At 56.0% G+C, this 14,005-nt stretch carries 12 protein-coding genes; 6 read left to right on the top strand and 6 right to left on the bottom strand.

What is annotated here, in order from left to right:
* Positions 1–54 precede the first annotated feature (54 nt).
* Together HG15A2_RS24995 and HG15A2_RS23730 are read left to right on the top strand one after the other, a co-directional pair.
* Complete coding sequence (locus HG15A2_RS24995; RefSeq protein ID WP_145057112.1) at positions 55–441, top strand: helix-turn-helix domain-containing protein; 387 nt, start codon at positions 55–57, stop codon at positions 439–441.
* A complete protein-coding gene (locus HG15A2_RS23730; RefSeq protein ID WP_218932594.1) occupies positions 357–782 on the top strand; it encodes a hypothetical protein in 426 nt (141 codons plus the stop codon). Before HG15A2_RS24995 ends, HG15A2_RS23730 begins: the two co-directional genes overlap by 85 nt.
* A gap of 161 nt (positions 783–943) precedes the next feature.
* On the opposite strand, the gene HG15A2_RS01415 is transcribed toward HG15A2_RS23730, so the two are convergent.
* The 5 genes from HG15A2_RS01415 to HG15A2_RS01395 all read right to left on the bottom strand — a co-directional run bounded on the left by HG15A2_RS01415 (position 944) and on the right by HG15A2_RS01395 (position 6,294).
* A complete protein-coding gene (locus HG15A2_RS01415) occupies positions 944–1,213 on the bottom strand; it encodes a hypothetical protein (RefSeq protein ID WP_145057110.1) in 270 nt (89 codons plus the stop codon).
* A gap of 106 nt (positions 1,214–1,319) precedes the next feature.
* Entirely contained in the window at positions 1,320–2,453 is a 1,134-nt protein-coding gene (locus HG15A2_RS01410) for a Fic family protein (RefSeq protein WP_145057108.1), read from the bottom strand.
* A gap of 125 nt (positions 2,454–2,578) precedes the next feature.
* Positions 2,579–2,902, bottom strand: coding sequence for a hypothetical protein (locus tag HG15A2_RS01405; protein WP_145057106.1), 324 nt, complete (start codon positions 2,900–2,902; stop codon positions 2,579–2,581).
* 708 nt (positions 2,903–3,610) lie between these two features.
* Positions 3,611–3,820, bottom strand: a complete 210-nt coding sequence (locus HG15A2_RS01400) for a hypothetical protein (RefSeq protein ID WP_145057104.1) — start codon at positions 3,818–3,820, stop codon at positions 3,611–3,613.
* A gap of 161 nt (positions 3,821–3,981) precedes the next feature.
* Positions 3,982–6,294, bottom strand: coding sequence for an autotransporter-associated beta strand repeat-containing protein (locus tag HG15A2_RS01395; RefSeq protein WP_145057102.1), 2,313 nt, complete (start codon positions 6,292–6,294; stop codon positions 3,982–3,984).
* A 500-nt stretch (positions 6,295–6,794) separates the two neighbouring features.
* Between HG15A2_RS01395 and HG15A2_RS01390 the strand changes: the two genes are divergently transcribed.
* Positions 6,795–7,583: an ABC transporter ATP-binding protein gene (locus HG15A2_RS01390; protein WP_145057100.1), complete on the top strand. Its 789-nt coding sequence runs from the start codon at positions 6,795–6,797 to the stop codon at positions 7,581–7,583.
* Positions 7,525–8,013 carry a DUF4394 domain-containing protein gene (locus HG15A2_RS01385; protein WP_145057098.1) on the top strand — a complete coding sequence of 163 codons (489 nt, stop codon included), beginning with the start codon at positions 7,525–7,527 and terminating at the stop codon, positions 8,011–8,013. Before HG15A2_RS01390 ends, HG15A2_RS01385 begins: the two co-directional genes overlap by 59 nt.
* A gap of 106 nt (positions 8,014–8,119) precedes the next feature.
* Here the strand turns inward: HG15A2_RS01385 and HG15A2_RS01380 are convergent, their stop codons facing one another.
* A complete protein-coding gene (locus HG15A2_RS01380) occupies positions 8,120–9,505 on the bottom strand; it encodes an MFS transporter (protein WP_145057096.1) in 1,386 nt (461 codons plus the stop codon).
* Positions 9,506–10,027: 522 nt separating this feature from the next.
* Here HG15A2_RS01380 and HG15A2_RS01375 point away from each other — a divergent pair.
* A complete protein-coding gene (locus tag HG15A2_RS01375; protein WP_145057094.1) occupies positions 10,028–11,737 on the top strand; it encodes a DmsC/YnfH family molybdoenzyme membrane anchor subunit in 1,710 nt (569 codons plus the stop codon).
* Positions 11,734–13,989 carry a molybdopterin oxidoreductase family protein gene (locus HG15A2_RS01370; RefSeq protein ID WP_145057092.1) on the top strand — a complete coding sequence of 752 codons (2,256 nt, stop codon included), beginning with the start codon at positions 11,734–11,736 and terminating at the stop codon, positions 13,987–13,989. The genes HG15A2_RS01375 and HG15A2_RS01370 overlap by 4 nt, the downstream gene beginning before the upstream one ends.
* The last annotated feature ends 16 nt before the right edge of the window (positions 13,990–14,005 follow it).

The following is a 14,005-nucleotide window of genomic DNA, read 5'->3' as shown; positions in this document are numbered from 1 at the left end:
ATGGAGAGTGATAATAAAGATTCTGACAAATTGCGTTCTTGACGGGCTATCACAATGATCGACTTGGGTAAGCAAGAGATTGAGCAATTAGTCCGCACAACTCTAGCGTTGCTGCGGACTGCGATTGCTGATTTGGTCTGCGAAGTCGTCAACGATAACCGGACACGAAGCGAAGCAAGCACTCCGACTTCTGAGGCTATACTGGGCGAAAACGATTGTCGATTGTTCTCCGGAAAGCAGGTCGCCAACTTGTTTGGCATTAGCCCCCGTCATGTGCACAATCTCACGCGCAACGGCGGGCTTCCTTTTGTGCGAATAGGGAAGTCGGTGCGTTACCGACAGTCAGAGATTGCGCGGTGGCTCGTCAAGAACGAACAACGCACATCGCTTCAGCAACCGACACAACACGGGCCAGCCAAAAGTCAGCTAAGAAAGAGGTAAATATTCGCGTGGAGACTCCAGGGCGCAAGAGAGAAAGTACCATTCGCAAGCCTTCTGCAAACACGCGAGATCAGGCAAATTCCGCCAAGCCAGTCTTGGATGAGCCTATACGCGAAGCCTCAACAAGAAAGAGCCCGTTTGATGTTCTTGCGATTTCCTTGGAAATCGACCTAAGTTCGTTGCCAGCTATTACGAACGGAGAATTAAGAACGATAGCGGATGTAGACTTACCAACTCTGCATGGGTGGCAATGGCATGACAAGCAAATGCCGCCAGCCGCGATTGAGAAACTGGTCCACTGGTTGAAAGTCAACGGACGGCCAACAGAGTTGCAGCCTTAAGCTCCTTGTGAGCCTACGTTCTCATCTGGCCACTGGTTGATGGCCACCGTCTCGAAGTGGTAAGTTCCGAGCTTCTGCATCGCAATTACCGAGGCTTTTTCAATTATGGCGCACTAATGGAACGTCAGTTAGAGTTTGCTCTTTCTGCACTCCATCGTTGCTCACATCAGTTCGAAATCGATCTCTTCGAGACGTCGGTCGAGTTGTCCTAGTCGATCCGTAAGTTCGACTTCACCCTGGATACGTGTCTCGGGAGCCAGCAGTTCTTTCATGAGATTGAAGTCACGCAGTACTTTAGCTGCGTGTTTGCGTTGCTCAATAAGTTGGGTCTGCTCACCAATTAGTTGTTTGTATTTCTTCTCGCTCGTCATCGCGCGAGCGTAGCAGTTGGATATGTCGCGAGTCAAAGACTTCTTCACGAGCTTGACCATCTTCAGTTTGCACTCTTGGTAATATCTATCTGACTTGACTCTGGCATCAGATCGGTGCGTGGATTCGACAAGATACCCCTGAAGAAAACGCGATGAGGTATCCGCTTCACTCAACAATATTCTCCGGTTCCGCCAAACGATAACTCGTACTTCGCCCGCGACCGGGGTTCTTTAGCAAGACGCCCCAGCTCAATAATTCTTGGATGTCGCGTAGCGCCGTATCGGCGGAACACTTAGCGAACTTGGTGTACTTCGAGGTCGTCAGGAAACCCTCAAACCCATTGAGCATTCGGTTGATGACGAGGCGTTGGCGTTCGTTGACCGTCTGCGTATTGAGGTGTTGCCAAAGGCGAGCCTTTTTGAGCACTCCGGAAAGACGCTCATCGCTGCTCTCGATTGCACGGCCGAGGCAATCGACGAACCAGGCCAGCCAGCCGGTCACATCGAGTTCACCGCGTTGGGCATGTTCGAGTTGCCGATAGTAGTCCTTACGTTCAAGTTCGATTTGCGAAGACATACTGTAGAAGCGTTGCTCCGTCCCGTCGGCTCGCGCTAGTGCCATGTCGGCGATCGCCCGTGCGATCCGACCATTGCCGTCCTCGAACGGGTGGATCGTTACGAACCAGAAATGCGCCAGCCCAGCTACCAGCACGGGATCAGTTGTTAGGGACTCCCCTACTTGAGGCGTGTTGAACCAATCAAGGAACCGCTTCACTTCTTCGCTGAGACGCTCCGCTGAAGGTGCTTGAAAATGGACCTTCTCTTTGCCGATCGGGCCAGAAACCACTTGCATCGGTCCCTCTTCGTCGTGACGCCATTGCCCCACGGCGATACGGTTGATTCCGCTATGCCCAGTTGGAAAGAGCGCCGCGTGCCAGCCCCACAAGCGTTCGCCGGTCAGCTCCTCGTCAAACTTCTGTGTCGCGTTGAGCATCATCTCGACCACTCCATCGACATCACGGCTCGGGCGGGGCAAACCAGCGACATCGAGCCCAAGCTTCCTGGCGATCGATGATCGAACCTCTTCGGGATCTAACGTCGCGCCTTCGATTGCGGAGGATTTGACGACATCCGCCGTCAGGACAACTAGGCTGGCCTCGTTGCGTAGATCAAAACCTAGGGAGTCCATCTTGCCGAGCAGACGGCCCTGCTGATGGCGCACAGCGGCCAGGGGTGCAGCGAGAATCTCGCTATCCCAAGTCAGTGCCGGCCAGTCAGTCAGTTCGTGGATATAGGGCATCTAATCACCGCTCCTTATGCGGTGATTATAGCCCCTATTCACCGCAAGGCGCAAGAAAGATCGCTATTTGTCCTCAAATTCGGCATAAATGGTCGTGGAGCTGGACAGTTCGGCCAAACGCCTGATCAGGACATCAAGTAAGGCTTGGCCGGGGGAGTTGGGCGGTAGCTCTGGGCGGGCTTTGCGTCCTTGTTCGGCGAAATCTTCGAGGGGCGCGACTTAGTGAAGCGGACCAAGTCGATGGAAGTGGCTTCAGCGAGCAACTGCTTGGAACGCACATCAGCAAGCAGGTAGATCGAGCCTACGGACTTGTCGTGGTAGTAGTAGCCAATCTCGACGGGGACAACCGCGTTGCGATCGGGGTCAAAGACGCTCACCGTGGCGATCGCATCAGGGTCGTCCTGGTAGACGGCCGCTTCGTAGCTTGGCTTTCGTGGCTTTGGACTCACCGCTTACTCTTCCGCTTACCTCTTCCCGACGGGCCGCGTGGCTCTAGCTTTGGTCGCGGCTTGGGAGAGCTGGGCTTCGGCTTCGGCCCGAGCCAGTGGAACTTGGGCGAGTATTGCTGGCGGCAGGCTAAGCGAGCCGCGCTGTACTTGGCAAAGCGGATTCTCAAGGGGACGAGTTGTTGTGTCAGTCGCATCTTGCCTTCCTTCTCTTCTTGCAAGCAAGTTGCCACAGCTGTAAGCCGCTTGTCAATTATTTATCCGCATTGCTAAGTCAACTGCTACCGTCTTGGTGATCGACGAGCGACATGATTGCCTTCCGAATGAGGTTCGGCAGATCGCCCCAAGAATGCAGTAGTTTTCGCAGATCATTGTCCATCGATGCCACGCAAAGACAATTTGGGCCATATCCGTGCAGCGCATTTGCAGCGCGACACGTGCGGCATTCAGCGCAATCACATAGGCCTTCAGGAGTTAGCTCGATATCCGAGGGGGGTTCGATTCCCGCCGCCTCCACTTTTGTCGTTATCAGTAATTTGATTTGTAACGACTTGCAGCAAACAAGGCCGCGGGCTCGTAACCCGCGGCCTCTTGTTATTGCCAAGCCGCCCACTGTTCTAAGTTGTTGCAGGGCATGAGTTTCGAGTGGGTGCAGCGTTCTGCTATCAGCCCCTTCGCCGTCACAAGTGCTGACCTATCTGCTACGGGCTGTCACTCGATCATCGCCAGGTCCGAAGTGTGCAAGCAGGTTGCCGTTTCCTGATGAAGTCGCGCTCGGAGATACGAATCGGACCGGAACATCACCGCAGCAGTCGATACAGCTTTAGCGGAATCTAGAATCGATGAATCGAGGGCAGAGATCCAAGTGCCAAGAATTGCTTGGCGCAAATGATGCAACTTCGCGAATTTGCGGGTGGGCATATTGCGATCATTGGGGGAAGCCGATGGCTCACAGATACATTACAGTACGGCTCGTCCTTTCACAAAATTAATGTAATTAATATGCGTTCGGCTAGCTGTAAGGCGAACAGAAGTTTCTCACCATCGGCAAAACGGCTAAGTGCCCTTAGGGGTCAAAGCAGTCAGCTTCTCAGTCGACGCAAGTGGACAACCGGAGCCCATGCTGCCACCAGCAGGACCCACGCTGCAGGCTCGGGCACTGCTTGGGAAGCGGCTAATGCCGATGTCGACGTGCCGTAGTTCGACTCCCAATCTGCGAGGCTTCCGATTGCCGGGTTGCGTTGCCAGCTGAGGAAATCGAGACCGTCAACATCGTCGTCCGCATCGAAATCGCCAGGGATCCCCGAGAACGTCGACACTTCCAGTAGCCCGGTTCCGCTGAAGAGCGACCACTGGAAGTCGGCACCGGATCCGATCGCGCCGTGGGTCCCCACCTGCTCGGAACTTCCATCAATGAAAAGCTCGTCGATCAGGTCAGTGCCCAGGAAGTCTAAGTCGAAGGTTGCTCCGGTAAGCAGATGTACGTCGGCGGCGTCGGCGAGGAAGGACTGGGCAATGCTCAGCGTGCCGGCGTCAATGATCGTGTCGCCTGTGTAAGTGTTGGCGCCGGTGAGGGTGAAAGTCCCCGCGCCGATTTTTTTGAGCGAGCCCGGCCCACTGGCGGCATCTTGAATCGTGCCGCCGAAGGTTGAACTCTGGTTGGCGGTGCCCACGGTGAGGGCAACATCCCCTGCGGGATCGGAGAGGCTGACTGTCGGCGTTGTTCCGGCATCGTTACGCAGTTCTCCGGTCTCAAATGTCCCGACATCGATGGTAAGGCTGCTTCCCGAGTTCGTGAGCCGCGTAACGCCCGTCACATCGACTGCGGCGCCCTGTTCGACGCTCAACGTGCCGACGGCGCCGGCCGCGGTGGAACCCTCGAAACCGATCTTCAATATCGAGCTTACGGATAGCTGGCTGCCGGCGCCGGTAACCACAGCGTCGGCCCGGGTATCGGCGGTGTCACTGATGCCTAGCGAGGCCACCGAGACGTTGCCGCCGGATCGCACCTGAAAGTCGTAAGTTGTGCTCGCAGAGCCAAAGACTCCGAAGGCGAGCGTGTTGTTCAGTTGCAGGCTGGCGTTCTCCTCGACAATGAGTGCCCCTGCCGCGGTGCCTTGAAATCGGTGGCCAGAGAGCGACGTGCCCGCGCCGGTGAGGGTGAGCGTGCCGCTCCGCGTGATGGCGATCGACGTGGCGGGCATCCCCACGTCGGCGCCGCCGGTGAGCGTGATCTCGCCGTCGACGGCGGAAACCGCCGTGTTCGAACCGGCTGATAGCACGGTGCTGGTGAGGTCGATGCGGGCGCCGTCGACCACGAGCCCGCCCGTGCTGCCGTCGGCGCTGAGCGTGCCAAAAGTCGAAGGGTTGGCGTTTGTGCCGCCGGTTAGCGTGAGCACGCCAGCACCATTGTGCCGTAGTCGAGAGACGTTGGTCCCCGTCACGCGACCAGCGTAAGTGGTGTCCCCGCCGACCGCCCCGGAAGTGACGATTTGGCCGCCGAGATCCAAGCTGCCCACGCCCGCAAGCCCACCGAGTGTTGCGTTGACGGAGTTAGTGGTGATGTCGAGTCCGTTATCGGCATTGAGTATGACGGTCGAGCCCTGCAGGCCGGTGGTGTTGTTCATGACGATCTGTCCACCGTTCAAGTTCACGCCGCCGGGGGCATCGAGCGTCCCAGAGCCGGTGATGCTGACCGTCCCGCCGGAGTTGATGGTTGCCGTGCCACCGACGGAAATGGTTTCGCTACTGAGATCGAGCACGGCGTTCCCCGTGTTAGCAATAACCAAGTCGCCAGTCAGGTCCAAGTTGCCGCTGCCGACCGAGTGGTTGTAAGTCGCAGGAGTGGTGCCGGCGCCGGTGGTGCCGAACTTCAAGGAGGAGATCGTTCCGCCGCTCATTCCTATCGCTCCGGTAAATTCGAGTGCATCGGCGGGGCCAACCAACTCATTGGACCAGGCACCGGTGTCGTTATTCACGCCGCGGAGTTCCAAACGATAGGGAAAGCCTGCCGCGAGCGTGTTTGGCAGCGGGTCGCCAATGGTTTGCACGTTGTCCCAAGAGATGAGCGCGTCGAAGTCGGGCTCGCCCGAACCGCCGTCGTCGATCTCGTTGCTGAGCGCCAGGGTCGATGCGGCCCCTAGGAACAGTTCGAGCTCCGAGTCGAACCCGGTTGCCGAAATCACGTCGCCCGCGGCGTTCGTCCCGCCTGCCCAGCTATCCGTTTCAAACCGGAAGAACTCAGGCTTGCTGACGCTGCGTTCGATATCAAAGCCAAAGTCAATTTCAGCGCTACCGTTGGGGATGGTCCCCTGGAGCGAAAAGTAGGCCCTTTGTGCGCGGACGGTAGATGAGAATGAGAGGAGGAACGCGGCAACAGTAAGTAAACGGGTCATGGCGACCTCTTTTGGATGCAGGCAGGTTTCATTTAGATCATCGTAGCATCGCAAACCTGCGAATCCAAGAAACTTCTGCCCGCTCGAACTCTTCGGCGGCTTCGTTGCTAACAGATTCCTGCATCGGCGTAGCAGTCAGGAACTGGATATAATCGATTTGGTGGCTATTAGAGGTTTCTTGATCGCTTCAAATCAGTGAGTTCGCGAATTGCACTAGTTTGGACAAACTTTAGTGCCTAATAACCGCGCGAACTGCACGAGGTGATTTTCAACTCAGCAGGTTTGGCAGATCACAAATCAGCGTCGACGACGCCCTCCTCTGTCGTGAATCATTCTGTTATGGCGAGTCGGCGAATTGCGGCGTCGTAACCCTTGCTTTGGCAAGGGTTTTTGTTTACTGTCCTCCTCAGGAGCTTTAGGAGCTTTCGCGGTGCGTTCGAGATTGCAAGTTAACAAGGCTCCTAGCGACACTTAACGAACGGGCGCAACCAAAACTCCGCATGTCGATCCTTGAACTCACCAACGTAAGCTACCGCGCCGGCGGGCGACTCATCCTGGATCGTGTGAACTGGCAAGTTGAGCCTGGGCAGCACTGGGCAATTCTTGGCGCAAATGGGGCGGGCAAGACGACACTGCTGAAGATCGCTTGTGGATATTTGTGGCCGAACTCCGGTGGCGAAGTCACTCGACTGGGCCAGCGTTTGCTCGACTTGCGAGAACTACGCAAGAGCATCGGCTGGGTCACGCTCGATATGCCGGGCAAGGTACCAGCCGACGAACCTGCGCTCGACACGGTCGTGAGCGGTCGCTTTGCGCAAGTTGGCTTGCGCCGCAAATTACTGCGAGACGAGTTACATGCGCGATTATTCGATGAAGCGCGCGAACAGCTCGCTGCGCTCGGTGCCGACAGTCTGGCCGCGCAGGCTTTCGGCACACTCTCGCAAGGCGAACGTCAAAAGGTACTCATCGCTCGGGCGCGGATGGCCAAACCGCTGGTCATCTTTCTCGACGAACCATGCGGAGGTCTTGATCCTGGCGCACGCGAGCACCTCCTCGCCGCGCTCGAGCAACTCGCTCAGCGAACCGACGACATTGCCCTAGTACTGGTCACGCATCATGTCGAAGAGATCATGCCGGCTTTCACCAATACGCTGGCCATGGCAAATGGCGCCGTTGTCGCCAAGGGCGAATCATCGGAACTGTTAACCACTGCGCTAATGACTCAACTCTATGATGTCTCGTCACCGCAATGGATCCGCAGTAACGGACGTGTTTGGCCTGTGTGGTAACTGTAGGGTCGCGATTCAACCAGAGACAACAGCTCTGCTCAATCGATTTCCGCTAGCCGACCAACTGTGGATGGTGAACGATTTCCAAGAGCACCTTCGAGTCAACGTAGACTCTGGAACTACAGCTACTGATAGCAGCTTGTTGTACGCGACGGGTGATGGGCATGATGACACCGTGCCGCTCATTACTGAGGTGGTTTACGCAAACAAATTTGCAGGAGCCGTGAGCACCACCGCGTATTACAGCGATACGAGTTCGGAGGCGGACGACAAGTCCTGGCTTGCGACCAGCAGCGTGCCCAACCGTGGCGAGTTAAGGACCGTGGCGACCTCGGGGAAGGTTCGAAGGCAAAGACGGCCTCGCCGCGCAACCTGCGTGTGTGTTTACGCCCGCCGCTTGAAAGGGAAGTTAGCCGGCGCAGCGGCGTAGTTGCCTGCGGGGAGAGGCGCACTTCGGCAATTTTCCGTGGACTGACGCGGCGCAGCCTCGTCGAAGACCAGAGCTCCACTTCCTGGAAACGGTGTCGTAAACGGTGCTAGGCGTTCAGGGCCGACTCCAGCTCCAGAGTGGGCTGGGCGATGGGCCGCGCCGCAGGAAGCTGTTTCTTCTTGATGGCGGTGACGAAGTCCTCCTTCGCTTCGGCCTCGGCCTCAGTATCGAACCGAACTGCGAAAGCCAAGAACGAACTAGCGGTTACCAAGCCACCGAGAATTAGTAGCGCCGTGGGCCACTCAATTGAGCTCTTGAACAGAAATCCCGCAGCCACAGCGCCCGCGTTACCTCCGGCACCCACGATGCCAGCAACTGCTCCTAGAGCTTTCTTATTGACGAAAGGGACCACTGAGAAGGTGGCTCCTTCGGACATCTGCGTGAACAGACTAAAGAGGATCAGCGCGGGAAGCGCAACCGCTAGGGCAGTCATCTGTGAGAAGAACATCAGTGCGATGCCTTCGCAAAACAGTGCGATAAACAACCAAGTCACGCGACCGCGGAGTCCCCATTTTGCTCCAAACTTGTCGCCCGAGATTCCGCCAAGTGTACGAGCGAACAGGTTCATTAAACCGAAGGAAGCGGCCATCGCACCAGCGGCGGCCAAACCTAGGCCGAAGTAATCAATGAAGTACAGGGCCGCGATGTTGTTGATCGTGAGTTCGATCCCGAAGCACGCTCCGTAGACGACGAACAATGCCCACACCCGATAGTCGCGGCAGGCGGTCCAGAACTCGCCATTGGCCTTCTTGGTCGAGGGCATCTTGCCAGCTGCGCGTAGCTCCTTAAAGTTGCCATCGGGAGCGTCCTGTGTGAAACGGTAGTAGGCAAGTCCTGTGAGGAAGCAGATTGCACCGGCCACGACCATCGAAGCCCTCCAACCAACAGCCGCACTGAAACCCATGACTGTCACAAATAGGGCGAAAACCAGTGGCATTACAAATTGCGTCACACCGCCGCCAAGATTACCCCAGCCAGCGGAGGTTGCGTTTGCTGTCCCGACCACGTTCGGCGCGAACATGACGGATGTGTGGTACTGGGTAATCACGAACGAAGCGCCGATGACACCAATCAAGAGTCGGAAGATCAGAAAAGTCTGAAAGTCATGGGCAAATCCGATCCCCATAACCGGCAGCGAGCCAAGCACCAGCAACCATGTGTAGGTTAAGCGCGGCCCAAATCGGTCGCACAACCAACCGATAGCCAAACGAGCCAGGACGGTTACTGCTACTGACGCGATAATCGACCAGCCCACTTGTTCTTTAGTCAGCGACAACTCATCTCGCACCACTGCCATCAACGGTGCGATGCCAAACCAGGCAAAGAAGCAGAGGAAAAACGCGAACCACGACATGTGGAAGGCACGAATCTGCGGCATGGAAAGCTTGAAGAAGTTGCTCCACAGCGAGGTGGATTTATTTTGAAGTTCCATAGTTCTTTATCCCGTGGGCTTTGATGCTCACCTTTAGCGCAGCTCCGCGAATGGCAAATACTTGGAAAAGTGTAGAGAGAGTCGTTTTAAGATACCGGTGGCGGTATGTAGGGAGGCGTTTCGAGGTGGGTTGTCATTTCTCTTTGTGAGGAACGAATTTTTTGTGTACTCAATGGTGCCTGCCCTCGTCGGTCAGTAAAGCAAAACACGTGCCGTCGAGATCGCTACTGCGAAAGTAAGGCAGAAACGCCTGCACTAGCACTTCTGGATTGATAGCCGTGTCCATGTCTCTTACACCAGTACATCGACCCCGTAGGGTTTCTAAGCAGTCGTTGCCTAGAGAACGCGCATACGGCGCTGCCTGCAGCTAGCCTTGCGAATCCTGCAATGCCTCCAAGCTGCGACCTGAAGACAGGCTACGCCCCCTGGAGCTTCTTGGGCGCGAGAATTGCGTGAGCTCCTACGGGTGAGCTGCGCGCTGGCCTGCTAAGAATCCTTCCCATCTCCGATCCTCCCGTCCGCATGCCCACCCTCGAAGCTCCTGCAGCTCCCGAATCTGGCATAACTTTGGTCGAATCGTTGCTCGCCGAGCAACAGCAGACCACGGCGGTAGAGCGTTTTGCTCAGCAGCACGAGCAAGCTAGCGAGCCGTTGCTTGCGAGCCATTATCGAGACTTGATACCACTCTCCAAGCCAAAGCCGGGCGAGCAGTACGCTTTTGAAGTCGATCTCGATGTTTGTTCAGGCTGCAAAGCGTGTGTGGCTGCCTGCCACAATTTGAACGGTTTGGAAGAAGCGGAGCAGTGGCGCAACGTGGGCATGTTGCATGGCGGATCGGAGCAACTCCCGGTTCTTCAACACGTCACAACCGCTTGCCATCATTGTATTGACCCAGCTTGCCTGTCTGGATGTCCCGTGTTGGCTTATGACAAAGATCCCTTGACCGGCATCGTGCGGCACTTGGACGACCAGTGTATTGGTTGCCAGTACTGCATCTTCATGTGCCCCTATGACGTGCCTCAATACAACCCTGCCAAGGGAATCGTGCGTAAGTGTGACATGTGCCACGACCGACTAGCGGTTGGCGAAGCACCTGCCTGCGTACAGTCGTGCCCAAACCAAGCCATTAGTATACGTACCGTAAATGTCGAGTCAGTGATTGAAGCGAGCGAGTCGAATCAGTTTCTGCCAACTGCTCCAGAACCGGGAATAACACTCCCGACGACCGTTTACAAATCGAAAAAGCCACTCCCGCGCAACATGCTGCCGGCTGACTATTACTCAGCCGATCGTCAGCATAGTCATCTAGCGCTTGTCGTGATGTTAGTATTCACGCAGCTCTCCGTCGGTGCCTTTGTTGTTGGACAAGTTTTGGTGTCGGGAGCTTGGGCTGATCCGCTCATGCTCGCTACGATTCGTCCTGCCTATGCGATTGCCGGACTTCTTGTTGGATTGGTGGGAATGAATGCAGCGGTCTTTCACCTGGGACGGCCGCTCTATGCGTTTCGGGCGCTGTTAGGATTGCGGACTTCGTGGTTGAGTCGTGAGATTCTCGCCTTCTCGGTGTTTGCAGGGTTTGCAATCGCGAATGCTGCCGTCGTGTGGTTGGCCAAGGACCAACCCAAGCTCGTGTATTTGGCTGATGGCTTGGGTCTGATGACGGCATTGAGTGGCATCGTTGCCGTGCTTTGCTCGGTCATGATCTACGTGAAGACGCGCCGTCCGTTTTGGAGTCTGCACAGAACGGGCAGCGGTTTCCTACTGACGAGCGCAGTGCTCGGCTTGCCGATCGCTCTGCTGGTGTCGCTGGTTGCCTGCTACTGGAACACAGAATTGTCCGCCCACTCAATCATGCAGCTCTATGGCCAGTCCATCTGCCGTTGGATCATGATCGCCGTTGCCACAAAACTGTCTCTAGAAGCTTCCGCTTTGGTATGGCTACAGGGCCGACAATTCTCGCCGCTCAAACGTACCGCCTTGTTATTAACCGGAGAACTCAGCATGACAAACCTACTGCGTTTCTTCCTAGGAGCAATGGGAGGACTACTCCTACCGCTCGTCTTGCTCTCTGAGAAGGCATCGATTTCAGGAGCAACGAGCTATCAGCCCTTGTTCATCGGTCTGATTGTGCTGCTAAGCACCGTCCTTCTGGTTGTTGGTGAGATGATGGAACGGTATCTCTTCTTCGCCGCCTCGGTTGCTCCAAAAATGCCCGGAGCAACCGGTACATGAGCATAACACAGTCAAATACCGACCGCTCTGTGGCCGCCGAGATTAAGGATTCCCTCGGTTCGCTTCTCCGTCAATGGCAGGGGCCGCTGACTGACGAGTTGCTCCGCACTCCAGGCAAGTTTGGGCTTGGGCAATTGCCGACGACTAAGCAGCCTGACGCCACCACGACCATGGTGTGTGGATACTGTTCAACCGGTTGCGGACTCAACATCCATCTTAAGGATGATGAGGCGGTCAATCTAACACCGACGGTCGACTATCCCGTGAACACAGGGATGGCCTGCCCCAAGGGGTGGGAGGCGCTCTCGGTGCTTGATTCTCCGGATCGCGGCACCATGCCGCTGCTACGCGACGATCATGGTCGCCGGGTGCCAGTGAAATGGGACATCGCAATGCAAGCCTTTTGCAATCGCTTCAAAGACATTCAGGCGAAGCATGGAAATCACTCGGTTGCTTTTCTAAGTACCGGTCAGATGCCAACCGAGGAAATGGCCTACCTCGGCAGCTTGACAAAGTTCGGCATGGGCATGCTGCACGGCGATGGCAACACACGGCAATGCATGGCGACGGCAGTCGTGGCCTATAAGCAGGCGTTCGGGTTTGACGCTCCGCCCTACACCTATCAAGACTTTGAAGAGTCGGACGTCATCGTACTAGTTGGCTCGAATCTGTGTATCGCTCACCCGATTATGTGGCAACGTGTTTGTCGTAATCCCCACAATCCAGAGATCATTGTCCTCGACCCACGGACCACTGAAACCGCAGTAGCCGCGACGCAGCACTTAGCGTTGAACCCCAAGTCGGATTTAGAGTTGCTGTACGGGATTGCTCATATCTTGATCAGCGAAGGCTGGATCGACGAGCCATTCATCAGGCAGCACGTGAACGAGTTCGACGAGTTCGCTCAGCACGTCGAAAAGTATACTCCCGAATACGTTGAACGAGTCAGCGGCATTTCTAAGGAGAGCCTGCACTACGCAGCACGCACGATTCATAAAGGAAAGCGTGTCAGCCTCTGGTGGACCATGGGCGTTAACCAAAGCTACCAGGGCGTCCGTACGGCGCAAGCGATTATTAACCTGGCGCTGATTACCGGTAACATCGGTCGACCTGGCACAGGCGCAAATTCGATCACTGGACAGTGCAATGCGATGGGCTCGCGACTGTTCAGCAACACGACTAACTTGCTTGGCGGGCACGACTTCAAGAATCCAGAGCATCGTCAGAAAGTCGCCTCGACGCTCCACATCGATGAAAACCTGATTCCTACGGAAGACAGTTGGGCTTACGACCGCATCATCGAGGGCATTCTGCGCGACGAGATTAAGGGGCTCTGGGTGATCTGCACCAATCCGGCCCATTCGTGGATTAACCAAAACACCTACAAGGAGATTGTCGAGCGGCTCGATTTTCTCGTCGTCCAGGACATGTATCATTCGACGGAGACCGCTCAACGCGCGGATCTCTACCTACCAGCCGCAGGGTGGGGCGAAAAAGAGGGCACATTCATCAATTCAGAGCGAAGGATCGGTCTGTTGAAGAAGGTCGCCAAGGCGCCAGGGAAGGCGCTGGCCGACTTTTCTATTTTCCGGCTCGCAGCGCATTATTGGGGCTGCGAAGACCTGTTTGAAAAGTGGCAAGAACCTGAGGATGTCTTTCAGTCGCTCAAGGAGCTATCGCGCCACCAACCTTGTGACATCACAGGCGTTGAAAATTATCAGATGCTCGACCAGCGGGGAGGCATCCAGTGGCCCTATCCTGAGGGTTGCAAAGAATCCGACACCCAGCGGCGACTGTTTGCCGATGGGCGATTCTTCCACCCCGATGGCAAGGCTCAGTTGTTGTTCGAAGACTCTCGCGATATGCCAGAGCCACCTAATGAGCGCTACCCCTATCTCCTGATGACCGGACGGGGAACCGCTTCGCAGTGGCATACGCAGACTCGCACTTCGAAGTCTGCGGTGCTGCGAGGGCTGTACCCTCAAGAAATCTATGTGGAACTGAATCCCCAGGATGCACGCCGAGAAGGCATTCGTCCCAATTCAGTAGTCCAAGTCGATTCGCAACGAGGCAGTGTCACAGCCAAGGCTTTTGTGACGCCCACCATTTCACCGGGACAGTTATTTATCCCCATGCATTATGAAGCCACGAATCAGCTCACGTTGGCTCATTTCGATCCCTATTCACGGCAACCTTCCTACAAGAATTGCGCTGTGCGAATTTCGCCTTCTCACCACGTTGCCACCAGTTAGTAACTCCCACCATAGT

This window comes from Adhaeretor mobilis, assembly GCF_007741515.1.
Lineage (GTDB): Bacteria > Planctomycetota > Planctomycetia > Pirellulales > Lacipirellulaceae > Adhaeretor > Adhaeretor mobilis.
Note: the sequence above shows the minus strand (reverse complement) of the source record. Positions and strands in the feature narration are given on the sequence as shown.

Excerpts from the sequence above, each read along its gene's own strand:
- HG15A2_RS24995 (WP_145057112.1), top strand. The coding sequence starts at position 55 with ATGATCGACTTGGGTAAGCAAGAGATTGAGCAATTAGTCCGCACAACT.
- HG15A2_RS01415 (WP_145057110.1), bottom strand. The coding sequence starts at position 1,213 with ATGGTCAAGCTCGTGAAGAAGTCTTTGACTCGCGACATATCCAACTGC.
- HG15A2_RS01410 (WP_145057108.1), bottom strand. The coding sequence starts at position 2,453 with ATGCCCTATATCCACGAACTGACTGACTGGCCGGCACTGACTTGGGAT.
- HG15A2_RS01400 (WP_145057104.1), bottom strand. The coding sequence starts at position 3,820 with ATGCCCACCCGCAAATTCGCGAAGTTGCATCATTTGCGCCAAGCAATT.
- HG15A2_RS01395 (WP_145057102.1), bottom strand. The coding sequence starts at position 6,294 with ATGACCCGTTTACTTACTGTTGCCGCGTTCCTCCTCTCATTCTCATCT.
- HG15A2_RS01390 (WP_145057100.1), top strand. The coding sequence starts at position 6,795 with ATGTCGATCCTTGAACTCACCAACGTAAGCTACCGCGCCGGCGGGCGA.
- HG15A2_RS01385 (WP_145057098.1), top strand. The coding sequence starts at position 7,525 with ATGATGTCTCGTCACCGCAATGGATCCGCAGTAACGGACGTGTTTGGC.
- HG15A2_RS01380 (WP_145057096.1), bottom strand. The coding sequence starts at position 9,505 with ATGGAACTTCAAAATAAATCCACCTCGCTGTGGAGCAACTTCTTCAAG.
- HG15A2_RS01375 (WP_145057094.1), top strand. The coding sequence starts at position 10,028 with ATGCCCACCCTCGAAGCTCCTGCAGCTCCCGAATCTGGCATAACTTTG.
- HG15A2_RS01370 (WP_145057092.1), top strand. The coding sequence starts at position 11,734 with ATGAGCATAACACAGTCAAATACCGACCGCTCTGTGGCCGCCGAGATT.